Origin of the sequence: Acinetobacter wanghuae (assembly GCF_009557235.1) — a bacterium.
Lineage (GTDB): Bacteria > Pseudomonadota > Gammaproteobacteria > Pseudomonadales > Moraxellaceae > Acinetobacter > Acinetobacter wanghuae.
In genome coordinates, this window is record NZ_CP045650.1 from 2,424,446 (window position 1) to 2,442,994 (window position 18,549).

The window sequence follows — 18,549 nt, forward strand, 5'->3', positions numbered from 1 at the left end:
CAATGCAGTTTTAGAAGAGTTGATAAGCCATACGGCAAATGAGCAAACTGACTAAAATCAAGAATAATATTCGGATAAAGCCGCTGCCGTATTTTAAAGCAAGACGTACCCCTAACAGCGCACCACAAATATTGGCAAGCGCCATCATGCCGCCAATTTGAAATAAGACATGCCCAGTCGGGACAAAGAAACTGAGTGCTGCAAGGTTGGTGGTAAAGTTACCAATTTTAGAGAGTGCCGAGGCATGTAAAAAGTCGACGCTTAAATAGCGAATAAAAAAGAAGATAAAGAAACTGCCCGTACCCGGTCCAAAGATCCCGTCATAAAAACCAATCGCAAGACTACCAATAGCCGCCATGACCAGCATTTTTCGATTTAGCTTTTGTTCTACATGTACCCGACCAAATTGTTTTTTGGTGAAGGTATAGATCGCGATCACAATCAGCATGATTAAAATAAATGGCTTAAAAACCTCGACTGGAATGAGGGTTACACTTGCCGCGCCAATAAAAGAACTGACAAAGCTGCATAGCGCAATAATACCGAGCAGAAGCCACGGCAATTTCACTTGTTTTAAATAGGAAAATGCTGCTGACGCTGTACCAAAAATAGATGCCAATTTATTGGTACCAAATACGGTCGCTGGCGCCAAATGCGGCAAACTGCCGATAATGGCAGGAATTTGAATCAGACCACCACCGCCCACAGCAGCGTCAATTGCCCCTGCCATAAAGGCGAAGACAATTAAACTGATGATGATCTCAATGTCCATGGATTTACAACCTAGAGGTTTAGAACACGTTTTGGCACAAGGCGTTTTTTATCGGTAATCTCAGCCAAACCTAAACATTTTTCACCATCAAAAACTAACACCTGTGGCTCTGCTGCATGTTCAATATTACTTTCCATCCCGCGGCTAAAATATTCGCCACGCCCTTCGGGAACTTGGATTTGTGGCAAATGTTGTACGGGTGCGTGTGCAGGCAATAACAAAGCTTCACGCTCTTGTTCAGTCAGACTTTCAAGATATTCGATGGTATAGGTTGGAATGAGATCAAACAGACCTGTTTTCGTACGGTGTAAATACGTTAAATGCCCGTAAGTACCGAGTGCTTTGGCAATATCTTCGCCTAAAACGCGAATATATGTCCCTTTTGAACAGGTAATATCAAGCGTAATGCTATTTTCAGTAAAGGATAAAAGCTCAATCGCCAAAATGGTGATTGGACGCGCTTCACGTTCAATTTCAATTCCCTGACGTGCAAGCTCATATAAAGGACGACCTTCTTTTTTAAGCGCTGAATACATCGGAGGAACTTGCTGAATTTCACCCACAAACGTGGTTAATGTCTCTTGAATCAGCTGTTCGGACAATTCAGGCACTGCTTGTTCAAGCAAAATATCCCCTTCCACATCACCTGTAGTCGTACTATGCCCTAAAAAAACCGTGGTTTGATAACGTTTGACTGAATCTAGCAAGTAATGTGAAAACTTAGTGGCTTCACCCAAACAAATCGGCAGCAAACCTGATGCTAAAGGATCAAGCGCGCCGGTATGCCCTGCTTTTTGCGCACGATACAGCCAGCGTACTTTTTGTAGTGCACCGTTGGAACTGATGCCCAAAGGTTTATTCAATAGAAACACACCGCTAATATGACGACGCTGAATTTTAGGAGATGATGCTTTCATGGCAAAAAATCAGACAAGTTCTTTAATTGGCGCAATGGTAAAACCCTGACCAATTATTTACAACTTTTCTATGTCATTGCTTTTAATTTATGGCATATTGAGCCGATTATAAATTAAACAAATTATTATTTAGAATTAAAATTAGGTGCATAGGATATGCAAAAGTACAAAATATGGATCATCGTAGCACTTGCGATACTGTGCATTATTGGCTTACTGATGTGGTTGGCTCCACAAAAAGATGCAACTGAGTCAAGCACTGATTCTCAGTCGAGCGAACAAAGTCTCGCACAGCAACAAGCATTAAATGTAAATGGTCCTGCGAATGGTTTATTTCCAAGCCCAAGCCAGCAAGATACCGAAATTAACTGTCAGATGGTATTGGACTCGTCTAATCGTCTCGTGGTCAATGAACAAACCCGTAATTGTTTTGAATATTTCATCACTCAATTTGGTGAAAAAAGTTTAGAGCAAATTAAACAAGACTTTAAAACGTATATTACCCAAAATCATAAAGAACCTGCACTTTCGCAAATTTTAGATTTATGGGATCGTTACCTGCAATATCGTCAGTCGATGGGAGAAATCACTCCACCGACAGGTTTAGATCAAGAAGATCCTGCTTATTACCGCAGCATCTATAACAGCACCCAAAACTTAAGAAAAAAATTCTTTTCTCATTATGAAATTGAAGGTCTATTCGGCACGGAAGATACCTATCACGAATACACCCTCGATCGGATGGCAGTATTGAATGATAATAATCTGACTGAAGCCCAAAAGGCGGACAAGCTTAAAGCATTGTTTGAAGGTCTACCGAAGGACTGGCAAGAAAACTTAGAGCAAATTAATAAATTGGATGATTTGCGTAAACTGACTGCAGATATTAAAGCGCGCGGTGGTTCAAGCGACGAAATTCGCCAGATGCGTATGAATTTAGTCGGACCAGAAGCCACCCAACGCTTAGAAAACTTAGACGGCGAACGTTCGCAATGGAAAAACAATGTGAATCATTACCTGTCTGAACGTGAAAATATTATGAAAAGTGGCATGAGTGATTCATCTAAACAGCAAGCCATTCAAGACTTGCGCAATAAACACTTTAACAAAGCGGAAGATCAATTAAGAATTGAAACCTTTGAACAAGTTCATGATAAAGGCGGAAAATTACCTTTCGCAGACTAAGTGATTTTGATTTCACTTTCCAACCGCAGCCTAATTAGACTGCGGTTTTTTATGTTGTTATCTTTATGATGAGCAATGCATTGAATTATGGACTTTAATACCCTTTTACAAGAAAAAACGTTACTAGTTATTACCAAAAAAAATAAAATAGCAAATAAATTCAAAGATATAAATACAAAATAAAATTTTCAAAAATGCTAAATCTGAATTAACCGACCACTGACAGCCCATGTCCTAAAATGACATAGTTTTTATTAAGAGACATGAAAAAATAGTGCGTTGAAAATAATAATGGTTTAGATCCAAACCTAAGCAATGCAGCTACTGCTTGTGACCCAAAATTAAAACAGTGATAGATCATCACATTTAAAATAATACAAAGGACCAATTATGATTTATTTTACAAAAGCTGCAAAAATGCTAACACTCAGTGTTGCAGCAAGTGCTGTCATGGGCTTAAGCACCCAAACTCAGGCTGCCGCAAGTGCAACTCAAGTCGTTGAAAAAGCGAAATCTGACTATGCTAAAACCAAGTATCCGATTTTGATGGTACACGGTTGGCTTGGTTGGCAACGCATTGGTACAAACACGATTGGTCTCGATTACTGGTATCAAATTTTGCCCGATATGGCACGTAATGGTTCAACAGTTTTTGCTGCTCAGTTATCTCCTGCAAATACTACTGCCCATCGTGGTGAACAACTGATTCAACAAGTGGAAGATGTCTTGGCCATTACTGGCAAGCCAAAACTCAATTTAATTGGACACTCACATGGTGGGCCAACGGTGTTGTACGTTGCACAAACGAAACCTCATCTCATTGCTTCAATTACAGGTGTGGCAGGCACCTATCATGGTTCTAAAGTCGCAGATGATATTCAAAACAATCGTTTGACCCGCACAGCTTTTAATATTTTAGGGGATTACATTATTGGTCCACTGATCGCATTAGGACAGTTGAAGCCTGAACTCGAAATTAATTTTGATGCCTCAATGAAATCTTTAACCCAAACAGGCTCGAAATCATTTAACGCAACAGTGGCTCAAGCAGCAGTAAAAGATGGCGTGTTGGCAGCAACAGAAAACTGTAATAAAAACTTAAAGCCTAAAGACAGTAAAGGCATTTACTACTATTCATGGACTGGTGTGGCTCAAGCGACCAATGTACTCGATATCGATACAATTTTGATGCAGCTTGGTCCATTATCTTATAACAATAAAGATAATGATGGCATGGTCTCTCGTTGCAGTGCCTATATGGGTAAAGTCATTAATGACAATTACAAGCTAAATCACACTGATCTTGCCAATATGATGTTCGGTCTAACGGGGCTGTTCTCGCCTGATCCTGTTGCAATGTATCGTCAACACGCTAACCGCTTAAAACTACAAGGTTTATAAGTCACATACAGCCTTCATTCTATATAGGATTAAGGCTTTTTATAAAAACAATCCACAACATCTACAAAGAATGGATCCTTCATGAAAATGAAAAAAACAATTGGACTCAGTCTATTTACTTTAGTCTTTAGCTCGCTCACACATGCCTCAGCCTTACAGAGCTATAAAAGCAATTTTGTTGTTTCAAATTATGCTAAAACCCAATACCCGATTGTATTTGTTCACGGTTTTGGTTTGGGGTTTAACCGAATCGGTACAGACCGTGTCGGCTTAGATTATTGGTATCAAATTCCACAGGATTTAAGTCGAAATGGCGCACGCGTCTTCTCTGCCGAGCTTTCTGCTGTCGGTTCAAATGAGATTCGCGGTGAACAGCTCTTACAACAAATTGATGAAGTTTTAGCACTCACAGGCAAGAGCAAAGTCAATTTAATTGGACACAGTCAAGGTGGTCCTACCATTCAATATATTGAAGCTATTGCACCACAAAAAGCAGCATCCTTAACTGCAATTGCAGGTGCAATGAAAGGCACACCTGTCTTTGTCAATGCCGCTAAAACGCCTTTGATTGAACCCTTTATTCACGCTTTTGGCACAGTACTCGGCTATGCCATGAATCTCGTGACAGCGAATCGTTACTCCGTCGAAATTCAAGATGCCTTAGATGCAATGAATCCGGAACACATGCTTGCTTTTAATGCCAAATATGGCTCGAATGCCATTCCTAAAGATTGCCAATCGCAAGGTCAAAAGCGTACAAGCAATGGTATTTATCATTATTCATGGATGGGGAATCGACAAGCGACCAATCCACTCGATGTGATTGAAAGTACTGTCGTCAGCTTAGGAGGAACTTTCCTGAAAGGTGAAGCCAATGATGGTGCTCTTCCCTTGTGCAGTGGTCGTTATGGACAGATTATTCGTCAAGACTATCACCACAATCACTTTGATGAAGTGAATCAATTTTTTGGCATTTTATCGCCCTTTGCACAAGACCCGATTGGACTGTACCGACAACATGCCAATCGTTTAAAGCTACAAGGACTTTAAATCATTAGATTACTTACGCCTTTACTGATGATTACACAACGACAAAAACATTTACTCAATTAAAAAAGAAACACCATTTAAACTCAATGAATGGCTCGGAAAGCCATTTTAAAACAACAAGAGGAATTACCAATGAAATACGGAATGTTAAGTCTCGGTCTTATACTTGCCACCGCATGTATGAGCTCACAGGCATCTACACAAGCCAGTCAAGTGACCGCCAAAGCCAGTTCTCAATATGCAAAAACCAAGTATCCCATTGTATTTTCACATGGTATGGCGGGTTTTATTCGCATTGGCACAGATCAATTTGGTATGGATTATTGGTATCAAATTTTGCCAGATTTGGCACGTAATGGTGCTAACGTGTGGGCAACCCGTGTATCCCCATTTAACTCATCTGAAGTTCGTGGTGAACAACTGCTGCAACAAGTTCAAGAAATTACTGCAATTACTGGCGCTAAAAAAGTCAACCTGATTGGCCATTCACACGGTGGTCCAACCATTCGTTATGTTGCGGGTGTTGCACCGCAATATGTCGCATCACTTACAGGTATCGGAGCACCGCATAAAGGCTCACCTGTTGCCGATTTAATTTTGGCGGCAGAAGGTACTATTATTGAAAACCCATTGGTCGGTACGGTGAACTTTGTCTCTAAAGCCATTACTTGGGCACAAGGACTCGATCCAAAAAGCTTCCCACATGATGCCTTGGCAGGTGGTAAAAGTTTAACGCTTGCTGGATCTGCTGCTTTTAACCAAAAATTCCCATTAGGTATGCCAACCACTGCATGTGATGAAGGTAAAGCGGTTGATGGCGGTATTTATAATTATACTTTCACGGGTACAGGAACTGTGACCAATATTCTAGACCCAGATTCAGCACTGAAAGTGACCAGTCTGCTCATCGATAAAGGTAAAAATAACGATGGTCTTGTATCTCAATGTAGCGCACGTTTTGGTAAAACGATTCGTGATAACTACAATTGGAATCACTTGGACGAAGTGAATATGGTGTTGGGCTTAAAAAATGTCTTTGCACCTGACCCAGTCGATGTTTACCGTCAACATGCCAATCGTTTAAAACTACAAGGTTTATAAACTTTACATATAAAAAATGCGCCCAAGGGCGCATTTTTTAACTCAAGATAAAACTTAACTTTAGCCTAAACTTAAGAAGCTTTAACTTTACGAGCTGGTAATTTTTCACGAATACGTGCAGCTTTACCAGACAATTCGCGTAGGTAGTAAAGTTTAGCACGACGAACATCACCACGACGTTTCACTTCGATTTTAGCAACGATTGGAGAGTGAGTTTGGAATACACGCTCAACACCAATACCGTTAGAAATTTTACGTACTGTGAACGCAGAGTTCAAGCCACGGTTTTTGATTGCGATTACAACGCCTTCAAAAGCCTGAAGACGCTCACGGTCGCCCTCTTTAACTTTAACTTGAACAACAACTGTATCACCAGGTGCAAAAGCTGGTAGATCAGTTTTTAACTGTGCGTTTTCAATTACTTGAACTAAAGGATGCTTACCGCTCATGGGGTATCTCCAAAATATGCGAGTTAGAAGAGGTCTAATCATCGCTGGGTACAGAGGCTAACACGCTTATACCCAATTAGCTTTCCCTTTATGGTTGACCGCTTCAATGCATAAAGAGCCTATTAATAAATACTTAAATTTAATTTAAGTACAGTGTTCGAAGACAGAACTGATTACGCAGCAATGCCTTACAAATCTTTCAGCCATTTTTTCTGCTGCTTAGTCAACTCAACTTGTTCAACCAATTCAGGTCGACGTTCAAGTGTGCGTTGATAGCGCTGCAAAAACCGCCATTTTTCAATATTTGCATGATGCCCTGATTTTAAAATCTCAGGCACATCCAAACCTTCAAAATGATCTGGCTTAGTATATTGCGGGCAATCTAATAGACCATCCACAAATGAGTCTTGCACATGGGATTGTTCATCCGACATCGCACCCGGAAGTCTCCGAATGATACTGTCCAATAAAACCATCGCAGGCAGTTCACCGCCAGAAAGTACGTAATCACCTATGGACCATTCCTGATCAACATATTTTTGGATCAAACGTTCATCGACCCCTTCATAACGTCCGCACAGCACAATGAGTCCATCATATTTGACAAATTCTTGTACCGCAGGTTCATTTAGGGTTTTTCCTTGTGGTGACATATACACCACAGGAACACGAACCGCACCTGCTTCACGAGCAAGCTCTTTGGCATGATGAATTGCTTGTGCCAAAGGCTCCGCCATCATCACCATACCGGGACCACCACCGACTGGACGTTCATCCACACGTTTGTAATTCCCTTGTGCAAAATCGCGAGGATTGATGCAAGTGACTTGCATCAATTCACGTTTTGCTGCGCGTCCGCTAATACCAAAACTTGTAATCGCTTCAAACATTTCAGGAAAAAGCGTAATGACTGCAAAAAACATCGCAGACTCCTCTATTTTCCGAATGCGTTCATCCTTTAAGGATTAGTAATCTACGCCCCAATTCACGTAAATACGACCAGCTTCGAGATCAACACGTTGCACCACATCTTTATGCCATGGAATCATTCGCTCTTCGCCATCAATGCTATCTGGTGTTGCGCGAACAACCATCACATCATTGGCTCCTGTTTCAAACAGTTCAAAAATTTGACCGAGATTAATTTCTTGCTCTTCATCATCTAGACCTAACACGGTTAAGCCTTTTAAATCTGACCAATAAAATTCATCTACCCCTGCTTGAGGCAGTTGCGATTTTGAAATCCAAACATTTGCGCCAACCAAGCTATCTGCACCCGTGCGATCAACCACACCTTTGAGTGAAACAACCAAGCCTTTGCCATGTGGTTTCCAACGTTTTACATCTATAATTTGCCAACCTGCCTTGGTCTCAATGTACCAAGGAAGATAATCAAATATATTGCTCATGGGTTCTGTATTGGAATAGACCCAGAGCCACCCATTTAATCCATATGCTGAACGTAACTGTCCAATCTGAATACGATCTTCGGGAACATTCTGTGTTGGTGTCATGGGCAAGCTACTACCTAATTTATATAAAAATTATGCAGCAACTGCAGCTTTTTTAGCTTGAGCAGCTAAAGAAGCAACACGTTCAGAAGGTTGAGCACCTTGAGAAACCCAATGAGCAAAACGGTCAGCATCTAAACGAAGTTTTTCTGCTTTACCTTGAGCTGTTGGGTTGAAGAAACCAATACGTTCGATGAAACGACCATCACGTGCATTACGGCTATCAGTCACAATGATTTGATAGAATGGACGTTTTTTAGCACCACCGCGTGCAAGACGAATAACAACCATGATAGAACCTTATAGTTTTTACGGATTATCCCTGTATCGACCACCGATACACTTCAAACCCCTTTCATAGAGGGCAACATTTTACGCGAACTTTGCCCTGAATGAAAGATCAATCCTTGTTTGGCTACAATTTTGATTTTGACAATTATTCATCCCAGCTAGAGGTTGAAGAAAGAGAACATACTGCTGCACCTTTAACCCAACATTTTTCACCACGATGATTTAATGCCACCATACCAGTACTACTTTGAGAATTCTGTGGGGTCGCGACTAATGTCCATCCATTGCGGGTAACATTTTCTAACGTCATCTCATAAAACACTGTACCCTGACTTGGGTATTTCACAGTCATTGATCGTCCTAGATCAGCTAATGTCATTGGAGTATTATTAATTAAATACCCACCTTTTACTGCTTTATATTTTTGTAGATCTCCGGCAATTATCATCATTTCGGCTTTTACTTCTGCGCGACTGACTTTTTGCTTATACTGTGTATAAGATGGATAAGCAATTGCTGCTAAAATAGCGATAATAGCAACTACAATCATGAGTTCAATCAATGTAAATCCTTTGGTATTACCAAGATTCATAATCCCCCCCACAATCATTATATCCCTTTACAGCATCTATAGTTCTTGTCATACAGCGAATACCTGTACTTGATAGTAAAAGATCATAATTCCGCGGTTGTTTTAGCGCCCCACTATGACTACTACGCTCCGCCTTGATCACCCAATTTTGCCCCAAGACAGTTGTATCTGTTAAAGGTTTTTTAGACTCTTGATCAACTAGTGTAATTTTATACAATGCAGAAGTTGCATTGCTTCCAATAGGCAAATATAACTCACCTGTAGAAGCATCGTAACCTGAATATAAATAAGTCGCATTAAACCCTTTATAGCTAAAGTTTTTATTTTTAAAGCGTTCCAGCTCAGCAGAAAGTCGTAAGACTTCCTGCTGAGCTTTTTTTAAATCTTTACGTTCTATATAAGTTCGATAATTGGGATAGGCAATTGCAGAAATTATTGCAATGACTATTACCGCTATCATCAACTCTATAAGGGTAAATCCATTATTTTTTTTCATGATCGACCCTATTGAGCTTCATACCAACGCAGCTGTTTTAGTTTTACAGCATTATCAAATAATTGACATTGAGGTAGATTCTTATTGACTGGCAATGCACAATCAACAGGCGTTGGATTATCACGATTCACAATTAAGCCCAACGTACTAATTTTATTGCCATACCCCTGGCCAATACCTGTACCCAAAATACCTGCGCCTAGTTTTACACGGTTAGGTGATGTTGTACCTGTTGTATAGAAATCACATTTACCATAAGGTAAGCAATATTGATACAGATAAGAATCCCCTTTTACACCTCCGCCACAGCTTCCAGAGATACCTGTCCCATCCTTGTGGAATACATTGACATATAACATACCATCTAATGCATATATATCATTCATACCTTTATATGAGCCTGATGTACTTGAAAATGAATGTTTCCAACCAGCATTAAACATATTGCCGGTTTTTCTTGGTACAGCACCACCAATAGTTAAGCTTTTGAGTGTGTTTGCTTTAGTTGTATTTAAACTATAGTCGGCTGCATAAAGGTCTTTAGCAATAACATCATTATCATAAACAACAAAAACACCATCATTAGCACTTTGTGTACTATCTGCTAACGGAGCACTTCTATTTCCTGAACTAAATGCAACTGCTGCAAAAAGCCCTCCTGTGTCAGTATCCGTATGCACCGAAACACTTGGCATCTCATAGAAACGTGGACTTAAACCATTTAATTTATGCTCGGTAAACAATGTAACTGTACGTGCCCCGAATACATTTTTCTTGGCTTCATTAATCTCTTCTTTATCTTTGTTAGGATCTGTTTCAGTAGGTTGTCCAATAACAGGATTATTGTTTAAGTCTACTCGGAACGCTTGGCCTGCTAAATCTGCAAAATAGAGATGATCAGCTAGACCATCAGCATTACGGTCAATGGCATTAATTTGACTTACAACGCTGTATTGCAAATCACTATTTGCCGTAAAACGAATCTGACTATCTGTCGGCGTGTCATTATTATCTACACTCGTCCACCATAGTAATTCTCCATTTTGAGCATCAAACATATAGACGCCAGCACCGATCTTATTGGTTTGTTGGTACGTTGGACACTCATAACCTTTGTTCGTTGCATTAGCGTCCTCAGTACAACTTACCGTACCTTCAGCATCATAACCACCACCTACAAACATCACGAGTTTTTTCGCACCACCCCAGTTTACATAAGCCAAAGTTGGTTTAGACCAACTTTGTCCCATACGTTTCAATGGCTGAGCGCTATTAGAATCTTCTGGATTAATGTGGAACATCATTTCCGGATTCTGAAGATCCGTCAAATTTAAAGCATAATAGCTCTTGCCACCCATACGCAGACCACCATAAATCCACTGATGACCTTTTAAAGCTGCGCTTTCATCTTCATCAGTTTCTGTTCGATCGGAGTCTTTTACAGTGAGTAGACCATTTTTTGTTGTAGTGTATTGCGTATGTGCAACCCAAGGTGCATCTATGCCATAAAATAAATTTGACATACCACCTGTGGTTTTATCATTTAACAATAAAGCCTGTTTTTGATTCACCATCATTTCATGTGGCAAGAATCCAAAAACTTCATTACCTGTAGAAACATTAACTACATGCAAAATACCCTGTGTGCTGCCATACATTAAGTAATCTTTACGATTAGTGGTAACTAAAGCATTATTTTGAACAGAAACCTGCCCTTCTTGTGTTAACAACACTGGTGTCGAGTGCATTACAGCACCTAGACGCTTATCTGTGGCATAGGTACTTAAATTGGCTTTAGTAAAACCACTCGGCAATTCATTTAACTTATAACCTAAGGCATTTAGCCAATACAGTTTGTCAGAATCCCCAGCGAAAGCACCATCAAATAATGCATCAACATCTACAACTTGCAAATCATTACCAGCTGATGCTGTCGAACCGGTAAGCGATCGATTGGTAAAAATTTTACGATGCGTGGTTACTTTTCCATCTGTGAGAAAATCTGCGCCAACTTTTAATTGCCCTAAGACACCACCAGCCCAAAAGCCTTGTGCAGCGTCATTTAATGCACCATTAGTAGAGATTAAACGCTGTAAACCATCTGCAGAAAATAATTCACCATTTTTAATTCTATATTTATTTAAATTACCCATCCATATTTGGCTTACACTAGAAACTGTAGGTTGGAATGATGCGTAATAAGCCTCGTTCTGCAGTGTAGTTGGGTTTAAAGCATCAACTGGAATTGTTGGTGTTCCTGTAGCAACAGGTTTAATATCTACTTCAACTTTTCGAACAAAGTCTAGAATACTGTTTCGAATATCATCAGAATTTTCAGCATAGTAGAATCCACCACCACCATATTCATCACTTCCCCATTTACACGCATTATACGCATCCTTATTGTAACCAGTTGGATTCGCCCGAACTAAGGCTTCACAATCCTGCGTATCTTTTAAGTCTTCAAAAGATGAACCAAATCCAACAACTGCAGTTTTTATTGTCATATTACTTGGATTTTGGGTTTTATCCTTGAGCTTTTTAGCATATGCACCTATATATTCCCACCCACCTGTTTCACCATCAAAGACACTCGCTTGAATAGTTGGAGATGCTAATATATTTGCTGTTGGCTTATTACTAAAACCATGGGAACCTAAAGTTAGATTCATAATAGTACGTGCCATGGAATCTTTTGTAGAGTTTGGGGCACCATCTGTCAAAAAGTAAATTCCATTACCATCACATTGGCTTGTACTAGCACCTGCACGATATTTATCACCATCCTTCGAAGTAGCAACAGAGTGTGTAAAACCACCGACCAAATTATCCTTATTATCACTAGTTAATGAAAATGGGCTAGTGCGATAAGAGACCATATTTTTTACATGATTAAGATGGTGACTCCAAACTTTCGCACCAATTGGTTCAATATCCATTGGTTCATGGTCTACTTTCATCCACCCTCCCCATCGCCATCCTACAGGTAATGAACGATGTAAGAACCAAGCATCCGTAATACTACTCGTTGTCGCCCTGTATTTATTCCACAGATGGTTAATAACCTCTTGCTCATTTTTATACTGTGAAGGTGTTACAGTTATCCAACCACCATTCCCATCTGGTTTTTTAATGACCACCAATGCCCCTGGACCATTATTGTCAAAGAATTTCCCTGGGTATTTGCTATCCATCCCCCTATTCCACTGGTTATCACAAAACATAGAGGTTGCACCTAAAGCCGTACCCGTATTTCCATCTAATCCCACACAAACGTAATACAATTGCTCTTGCGTATTTGTATTTCTAATTATAGAAGATCCATCATAAAGAACACCTAGATTTGATGGCTTTGTCAATTTCCCTGTCGTTGTGCCCATCATATAAGCACCTGCTTCTGCATATGCATGCGCAGTAGGTGTACCACTAGAAGCTTTAAAATTATTTGGATACGTATTACTTGTTAATGTTAAATCATATTGAACAGTTCCAACTTTTGGTGCTGGGTTTCCATTCCCCATTGTCTTTGTATCTACTGATTCAATCGCTGCTAGTTCCTCAATTAAGCGCTTTCTTTGATCATGGGTTAGCTCTGCCACCGGTACTAAGATTTTTCCGGAATGACCGTCAACTAATTCTCGTCTATTTGAACCACTTGTACCAATTTTAATATCCGTCTTAGCTGAAAAATGCCCTAAACCAATTTTCACATTATTATCAAGACTAGTATCAGATAACAATTGTATCATTGCATCTTTTAACCGAGATAATCTGTCAAACTTGCCTGTCTCAGATTCAATTAACTTACCCTTTTCATCTATGGTTGCGTCACCGCACCCTCTTAAATAATAAGAAATAGCTTGACCACCTACAGTAACTGTTTTTTTAAAAGCTGTTTTTCCTTTAGTATCACTACCAGCTCTAGTGTCTATAGCATTATAAACCCATTGTGTATAATCTATTGAAGGGTTAGAGTTATCTCCCTCCCTTTCTTTAACCGTATCTGGTTTGCATAACGATTGATTAACATCACCCGGACTACCAAACTTATTATTTTTTGGCAAAACAAGGGAACTTATCCCCATACTACCTGAGGTATCAAGCATTAATAAAATACCTGTTTTACCTTTTTCAGAATCAGAGTAAATACTAATATCACTCGCTTGACTCATTGGAATGGCACTACAAACCGTGAGAGTCAATGCAGTCGACACTGAAGCAGAAAATAATTTTTTTTGAAATGTCTTCATTTTATTCATCTCCGACCTTATTTGATCAACTGCGGATTAGCACCCACGGTATAGTCAGCTTTTTGGGTGTTAAATGGGATATTCCATTGCATGAAGCAAGCTGATACTTCAGCAGCTCTTTTTCGAAAACAATTTTCAATCTGAGTAGAAGTTGCGCTAGAAAAACTAGGTAAAACTGAAATTACAGTTGCACTAATATTATTTAAAACCATAGGAATACTCGTCAAAGAAGCCCCTAAGCTAGTGCCTTTTGGCACCAAAGACAGTGGATCAGCATTATTAATATTTTTTCTTAAATAAACCTGTGAAAGTACAGCAGATCGACCTGTGGCATATTGGGTTGCTTTACAAAAACCATTTACACCATTTTTTGTCGTACCACCTTGTGGATCAATCACGCTCGCATTTTGCATAGAAAAAAATGTAGATTGAGACGCGCGATAACAAAATACCAATTCATCATCTGCATTATTTGCATCATTAAAATAACTATACATACCGTCAGCCGCGAGTTGTCGAGCCACTTGTTTGGGATCCTCTAAATTAAATAAAGCTGCATTCGAATTTTCTAGTAACAATGCTTGTACTTGACTATTAGTAGCTAGCCTCAAACCCAACACACCAGATTTGATTGCCCAAGTTCCTATTGAAACAATAAGAACCAACATCACAAGAACAATAATCAGTGCTGAACCAAGTTGACGTCTCATTAGAATGCTCCCAATGTATTTCTAAAACTTACAACTTGTGTAATAGGCTGACGTAAGTATTGGCTATTTTTAGTATTAGGTTTTAATGTAATATCTTGACCCGCGATCTTATATGTAGCTTGGGTATTAAATCTAGAATCACTACCTATAGATTCTGATGATGCAATTAATAGTCCGATTTCAACCGCGCCAATAGAATGATAATCCTGTTTATCTGTTACATCATCTGGCATCAAATTATCTAAGTATTCTTGAATGGTTACATATCTGAGTTGCTTTGCTGGATTTTTAACTAAAAAGCGAATCTTAAAAGCATCTACATTTTGTAAAACCAGCTGCCCTTGTGCTCCCAAACCAACAACTTCAGTTGAGGTGGTCGTATAATAATAACCAGCATCACAATAAAGACCATAACGATCAAGAGCGCCTGGAATTTGCTGCTCATTTGGTAACTTATCTAGATAATAACGATACACATAAGTTCGACCAGTGATGATTTTAATACCTTCACAATCATATTGTTCATCCCCCCTAATATCGGGTACAAATTGAATAGTCAGCTGATCACTTGATGAACCAAGGGCTAAATTTGTGTCATCATTATCTAATCCAAATCTTGTGAAATACTTCGAGTCAGCTCCTGAACCCACCGCCGTAGGTAAATTACTTGCAGCAAAAATGACACCAGAACCAATATCTTTATTATTAATTTTTTGTTCAGAAGGGGTATTTAAATTAGCATGTCTAATCTCATGCGCCATTTGAGCAAGGCCAAAATTAGCGTTCTGTTGTAAACTAGACATCCCTGACTGAAAATTCATTGATTTCTGAGCATTCATAAATAATGCTAATGCTGCGGCAATAATCAATAACCCCAATACCAAAGCAATCATTAATTCAAGAAGGGTAAAACCACGTTGTATTTTTTTGTAGTTAATCATAGTTATAGACCTCCACAATAACGCATTGTGCACCTGGAGAATACGAAGTACTGTCCGTGCACGGTGTAGCTCCAGCTGCGATTTCTGAGGCAGCTGTTTGCGTTGTCTTATCAGCAGGGATCGTATCCCCCCAAGCTACATATACACATTTTCTTTTAAAGTCTTTATCAGTCCCCTGACAATCTAAAATTGCGAGACGCATACCTTCGTGATCTGCACGTTTAGACACTTGAGCATAATCGTAAACAGCTAAGTCAGCTGGTGAACAATATTTTTTATCGCATTCTTCAGGTGTACCAGACGTTGCCAATTTATAGAATGCTAATCCATCACGATTCATTCGCATTCTTTCAGAAAGATCTCTGGCTAAATTCATTGCTTGAATGTTATGCGCTGCTTCTTCACTTGCCATTATTGCTCTTACCTGCAAAGCTACAAACCCTAAAACAGCTATACTAAGCAGTAACAATGCAACCAACACTTCCACCAAACCAACGCCGATCTGTGATTTTGATTTCATAACACCCTCTAACATGTTGTTTGATTTTTGTTGTACACAACAGAGCCATTAGTATTAAATCGAATAACTGCTTTTAAGGCATCGTTCTTTACATGCTTAAGGACGAAACATTGATTTGCCCCGACTAAGTATCCAAAATAATTATATTTTAGTAATGATGGTGCTGTTGCCCATACTACATGTTCTAAAGGAGTCCACGACTCATCGCCCCCTATACCCGTTGCTAAACTTAGCGTCTTTTCTTTTTTTCTTAATATAGCTTCGGAGCGTGTCTGCGAGGCCAATAAGACAATTTCATTAGCAGCACTATTTAATTGATTTTGTCTTATTTGGTTTACAAATGAAGGCGCCGCCATCATGGCAATAATAGCAAGTACTGCAATAGTCACCATTAATTCAATTAAGGTGAATCCATTTCCCCTGACTCGCATATTCTCTCCATAAACACAAATGATTACCCTATTACAAATAATAACCAATTTAAGATCAAACACATCTTTTTATAGGATAAAAGGTATAAAAAAACAGACAATCGTCACAAAACAATTGTCTGTTTTTATTCAATAAAATTAGATTATGAAGTCTAACTTATGCTTGCGTCACAGGAATACGTAATTCTTTCGGTAAACTAAAGGTAATATTTTCTTCGCGACCATCCAATTCTTTGGCATGTGAAGCGCCCCAATCTTGCAATCTTTGAAGGACTTGCTTAATTAAAATTTCAGGCGCAGATGCACCAGCCGTCACCCCAACCTGTGATTTTTCACTAAACCATTCTTGTTTTAATTCATCAGCATTATCAACCAAATATGCGGATTTACCCATACGCTCTGCAAGTTCACGCAAACGATTGGAATTCGATGAGTTTGGTGAACCAACAACAAGCACCACATCACAACGTTCAGCTAAATCACGTACTGCATCTTGACGGTTTTGTGTTGCATAGCAAATATCATCTTTACGCGGACCTTGAATGTCAGGGAATTTTTGACGTAATGCATCAATGACTTTAGCAGTGTCATCTATCGATAGCGTTGTTTGCGTGACAAATGCGACTTTATTTGGATTTTTGATATTCAGAGCAGCGACATCATCTTCATCTTCAACCAAATAAATGTCACCGCCATTTTTCTTATCATATTGCCCCATGGTGCCTTCAACTTCAGGGTGCCCTTCATGACCAATCAAAATCGCTTCAATGCCTTCACGGGCATATTTGGTCACTTCAATATGTACTTTTGTCACCAAGGGGCAAGTCGCATCAAAAACTTTTAAGCCACGACGAGTCGCTTCTTGTTGAACCGCTTTAGAGACACCATGTGCACTAAAAATGACAATATTATCATCCGGCACTTCATCGAGTTCATCGACAAAAATTGCGCCACGCTGACGTAGATCATCAACTACAAATTTGTTATGAACCACTTCATGACGAACATAAATAGGAGGATTAAAACATTCTAGGGCACGGTTCACGATCGCGATGGCACGATCCACCCCTGCACAAAAACCACGCGGGTTAGCTAAAACAATTTCCATAAAATCCTCAATACCTAGCCAATTTGTAGCAATTCAATTGAAATAAATGTAAACAATCGACGTACAACTATTTAGTTTAAAGCCTGTCTACTCTAAAATAGAGAAGATATTTTATCATATCAGGAAAAATATCATGTCGGGTCTCTTGTTTGTCGTTTCTGCTGCGTCTGGAACAGGCAAAACATCCCTGGTTAAGGCATTACTTGAACGTGTCAATAACTTACACGTTTCTGTGTCTCATACGACACGCGGTCAACGACCTGGCGAACTCGATGGCGTGCATTATCATTTTGCAACCAAAGACGATTTCTTAAGCCTTGTAAATGATGGTGGTTTTATCGAATACGCGGAAGTATTTGGTAATTATTATGGTACAGCTCAAGCAACTGTGAAGCAGCAACTTGCAAAAGGTCATGACGTTTTACTTGAAATTGACTGGCAAGGTGCGGAGCAAGTACGTAAGCTTTTTCCTGAATCTAAACAAATCTTTATTTTACCGCCAAGCCAATTTGATTTACGTCAGCGTTTATCAAATCGTGGCACAGATTCAGTTGAAGTGATTGAACATCGTTTAAGCTGTGCAGTTGAAGATATGCAGCAATACAGTAACTTTGACTATGTCATTATTAATGATGACTTTAATAAAGCCCTACACGATTTAGAATCGGTGATTATTGCCAATCGTTTGGTGCTGTCTCAGCAAGCCACTCGTCATGAAAAATTGATTCAGGCCTTAATTACTCCGACAGAATAGTGATTAAAACTTGAGTCTATTGGCAAAGCCTTTTATACTTCGCAGTCTGTTAAAATATTACTCAAACGAG

The 18,549-nt window shown here is 39.4% G+C and carries 19 protein-coding genes; 5 read left to right on the plus strand and 14 right to left on the minus strand.

Annotation, left to right across the window (positions count from 1 at the left end; translation table 11 throughout):
• Window positions 1-10: 10 nt before the first annotated feature.
• Both GFH30_RS11610 and truB read right to left on the minus strand, forming a co-directional pair.
• Window positions 11-772 carry a sulfite exporter TauE/SafE family protein gene (locus GFH30_RS11610; RefSeq protein ID WP_153372786.1) on the minus strand — a complete coding sequence of 254 codons (762 nt, stop codon included), beginning with the start codon at window positions 770-772 and terminating at the stop codon, window positions 11-13.
• A gap of 11 nt (window positions 773-783) precedes the next feature.
• Complete coding sequence (gene truB / locus GFH30_RS11615) at window positions 784-1,689, minus strand: tRNA pseudouridine(55) synthase TruB (RefSeq protein ID WP_153372788.1); 906 nt, start codon at window positions 1,687-1,689, stop codon at window positions 784-786.
• Between the two features lie 156 nt (window positions 1,690-1,845).
• On the opposite strand from truB, the gene GFH30_RS11620 reads away from it, so the two are divergent.
• The 4 genes from GFH30_RS11620 to GFH30_RS11635 all read left to right on the plus strand — a co-directional run bounded on the left by GFH30_RS11620 (window position 1,846) and on the right by GFH30_RS11635 (window position 6,426).
• A complete protein-coding gene (locus tag GFH30_RS11620; protein WP_153372790.1) occupies window positions 1,846-2,874 on the plus strand; it encodes a lipase secretion chaperone in 1,029 nt (342 codons plus the stop codon).
• A gap of 390 nt (window positions 2,875-3,264) precedes the next feature.
• The gene (locus GFH30_RS11625; protein ID WP_153372792.1) at window positions 3,265-4,275 is read left to right on the plus strand and encodes an esterase/lipase family protein; all 1,011 of its coding nucleotides are present in this window, start codon (window positions 3,265-3,267) and stop codon (window positions 4,273-4,275) included.
• A gap of 87 nt (window positions 4,276-4,362) precedes the next feature.
• A complete protein-coding gene (locus GFH30_RS11630) occupies window positions 4,363-5,325 on the plus strand; it encodes an esterase/lipase family protein (protein WP_319923561.1) in 963 nt (320 codons plus the stop codon).
• Window positions 5,326-5,457: 132 nt separating this feature from the next.
• A complete protein-coding gene (locus tag GFH30_RS11635) occupies window positions 5,458-6,426 on the plus strand; it encodes an esterase/lipase family protein (protein WP_153372794.1) in 969 nt (322 codons plus the stop codon).
• A gap of 71 nt (window positions 6,427-6,497) precedes the next feature.
• On the opposite strand, the gene rplS is transcribed toward GFH30_RS11635, so the two are convergent.
• The 12 genes from rplS to ispH form a co-directional block, all read right to left on the minus strand.
• Complete coding sequence (gene rplS / locus GFH30_RS11640; RefSeq protein ID WP_153372795.1) at window positions 6,498-6,875, minus strand: 50S ribosomal protein L19; 378 nt, start codon at window positions 6,873-6,875, stop codon at window positions 6,498-6,500.
• Between the two features lie 188 nt (window positions 6,876-7,063).
• Window positions 7,064-7,798 (minus strand): tRNA (guanosine(37)-N1)-methyltransferase TrmD, encoded by a 735-nt coding sequence (gene trmD, locus GFH30_RS11645; protein WP_153372796.1) that lies wholly within the window; start codon window positions 7,796-7,798, stop codon window positions 7,064-7,066.
• A gap of 42 nt (window positions 7,799-7,840) precedes the next feature.
• A complete protein-coding gene (rimM, locus tag GFH30_RS11650; protein WP_153372797.1) occupies window positions 7,841-8,389 on the minus strand; it encodes a ribosome maturation factor RimM in 549 nt (182 codons plus the stop codon).
• A 30-nt stretch (window positions 8,390-8,419) separates the two neighbouring features.
• Entirely contained in the window at window positions 8,420-8,677 is a 258-nt protein-coding gene (rpsP, locus tag GFH30_RS11655; RefSeq protein WP_099338145.1) for a 30S ribosomal protein S16, read from the minus strand.
• Between the two features lie 145 nt (window positions 8,678-8,822).
• Window positions 8,823-9,269 carry a type IV pilin protein gene (locus GFH30_RS11660; protein WP_153372798.1) on the minus strand — a complete coding sequence of 149 codons (447 nt, stop codon included), beginning with the start codon at window positions 9,267-9,269 and terminating at the stop codon, window positions 8,823-8,825.
• Window positions 9,256-9,765, minus strand: a complete 510-nt coding sequence (locus GFH30_RS11665; protein WP_153372799.1) for a type IV pilin protein — start codon at window positions 9,763-9,765, stop codon at window positions 9,256-9,258. Before GFH30_RS11665 ends, GFH30_RS11660 begins: the two co-directional genes overlap by 14 nt.
• Before the next feature lie 8 nt (window positions 9,766-9,773).
• The gene (locus GFH30_RS11670; RefSeq protein ID WP_227551501.1) at window positions 9,774-14,015 is read right to left on the minus strand and encodes a pilus assembly protein; all 4,242 of its coding nucleotides are present in this window, start codon (window positions 14,013-14,015) and stop codon (window positions 9,774-9,776) included.
• 17 nt (window positions 14,016-14,032) lie between these two features.
• Window positions 14,033-14,725 (minus strand): pilus assembly PilX family protein, encoded by a 693-nt coding sequence (locus tag GFH30_RS11675; protein WP_153372801.1) that lies wholly within the window; start codon window positions 14,723-14,725, stop codon window positions 14,033-14,035.
• Window positions 14,725-15,666 carry a PilW family protein gene (locus GFH30_RS11680; RefSeq protein ID WP_153372802.1) on the minus strand — a complete coding sequence of 314 codons (942 nt, stop codon included), beginning with the start codon at window positions 15,664-15,666 and terminating at the stop codon, window positions 14,725-14,727. The genes GFH30_RS11675 and GFH30_RS11680 overlap by 1 nt, the downstream gene beginning before the upstream one ends.
• Entirely contained in the window at window positions 15,659-16,186 is a 528-nt protein-coding gene (gene pilV, locus GFH30_RS11685) for a type IV pilus modification protein PilV (RefSeq protein WP_153372803.1), read from the minus strand. The genes GFH30_RS11680 and pilV overlap by 8 nt, the downstream gene beginning before the upstream one ends.
• Window positions 16,187-16,194: 8 nt before the next feature.
• Window positions 16,195-16,578 (minus strand): pilus assembly FimT family protein, encoded by a 384-nt coding sequence (locus GFH30_RS11690; protein ID WP_406565751.1) that lies wholly within the window; start codon window positions 16,576-16,578, stop codon window positions 16,195-16,197.
• Window positions 16,579-16,774: 196 nt separating this feature from the next.
• On the minus strand, window positions 16,775-17,725 hold the full coding sequence (ispH, locus tag GFH30_RS11695; protein ID WP_153372805.1) for a 4-hydroxy-3-methylbut-2-enyl diphosphate reductase: 951 nt from the start codon (window positions 17,723-17,725) through the stop codon (window positions 16,775-16,777).
• 133 nt (window positions 17,726-17,858) lie between these two features.
• On the opposite strand from ispH, the gene gmk reads away from it, so the two are divergent.
• A complete protein-coding gene (gene gmk, locus GFH30_RS11700) occupies window positions 17,859-18,479 on the plus strand; it encodes a guanylate kinase (RefSeq protein WP_153372806.1) in 621 nt (206 codons plus the stop codon).
• The last annotated feature ends 70 nt before the right edge of the window (window positions 18,480-18,549 follow it).

What these genes read in the sequence shown, in the direction of transcription:
- trmD (WP_153372796.1), bottom strand. Translation starts at nt 7,798, where the DNA reads ATGTTTTTTGCAGTCATTACGCTTTTTCCTGAAATGTTTGAAGCGATT.
- ispH (WP_153372805.1), bottom strand. Translation starts at nt 17,725, where the DNA reads ATGGAAATTGTTTTAGCTAACCCGCGTGGTTTTTGTGCAGGGGTGGAT.
- rimM (WP_153372797.1), bottom strand. Translation starts at nt 8,389, where the DNA reads ATGACACCAACACAGAATGTTCCCGAAGATCGTATTCAGATTGGACAG.
- GFH30_RS11630 (WP_319923561.1), top strand. Translation starts at nt 4,363, where the DNA reads ATGAAAAAAACAATTGGACTCAGTCTATTTACTTTAGTCTTTAGCTCG.
- GFH30_RS11680 (WP_153372802.1), bottom strand. Translation starts at nt 15,666, where the DNA reads ATGATTAACTACAAAAAAATACAACGTGGTTTTACCCTTCTTGAATTA.
- GFH30_RS11670 (WP_227551501.1), bottom strand. Translation starts at nt 14,015, where the DNA reads ATGAAGACATTTCAAAAAAAATTATTTTCTGCTTCAGTGTCGACTGCA.
- GFH30_RS11625 (WP_153372792.1), top strand. Translation starts at nt 3,265, where the DNA reads ATGATTTATTTTACAAAAGCTGCAAAAATGCTAACACTCAGTGTTGCA.
- GFH30_RS11690 (WP_406565751.1), bottom strand. Translation starts at nt 16,578, where the DNA reads ATGGTGACTATTGCAGTACTTGCTATTATTGCCATGATGGCGGCGCCT.
- GFH30_RS11675 (WP_153372801.1), bottom strand. Translation starts at nt 14,725, where the DNA reads ATGAGACGTCAACTTGGTTCAGCACTGATTATTGTTCTTGTGATGTTG.
- GFH30_RS11665 (WP_153372799.1), bottom strand. Translation starts at nt 9,765, where the DNA reads ATGAAAAAAAATAATGGATTTACCCTTATAGAGTTGATGATAGCGGTA.
- GFH30_RS11660 (WP_153372798.1), bottom strand. Translation starts at nt 9,269, where the DNA reads ATGAATCTTGGTAATACCAAAGGATTTACATTGATTGAACTCATGATT.
- gmk (WP_153372806.1), top strand. Translation starts at nt 17,859, where the DNA reads ATGTCGGGTCTCTTGTTTGTCGTTTCTGCTGCGTCTGGAACAGGCAAA.
- GFH30_RS11620 (WP_153372790.1), top strand. Translation starts at nt 1,846, where the DNA reads ATGCAAAAGTACAAAATATGGATCATCGTAGCACTTGCGATACTGTGC.
- GFH30_RS11635 (WP_153372794.1), top strand. Translation starts at nt 5,458, where the DNA reads ATGAAATACGGAATGTTAAGTCTCGGTCTTATACTTGCCACCGCATGT.
- rpsP (WP_099338145.1), bottom strand. Translation starts at nt 8,677, where the DNA reads ATGGTTGTTATTCGTCTTGCACGCGGTGGTGCTAAAAAACGTCCATTC.
- truB (WP_153372788.1), bottom strand. Translation starts at nt 1,689, where the DNA reads ATGAAAGCATCATCTCCTAAAATTCAGCGTCGTCATATTAGCGGTGTG.
- GFH30_RS11610 (WP_153372786.1), bottom strand. Translation starts at nt 772, where the DNA reads ATGGACATTGAGATCATCATCAGTTTAATTGTCTTCGCCTTTATGGCA.
- pilV (WP_153372803.1), bottom strand. Translation starts at nt 16,186, where the DNA reads ATGAAATCAAAATCACAGATCGGCGTTGGTTTGGTGGAAGTGTTGGTT.
- rplS (WP_153372795.1), bottom strand. Translation starts at nt 6,875, where the DNA reads ATGAGCGGTAAGCATCCTTTAGTTCAAGTAATTGAAAACGCACAGTTA.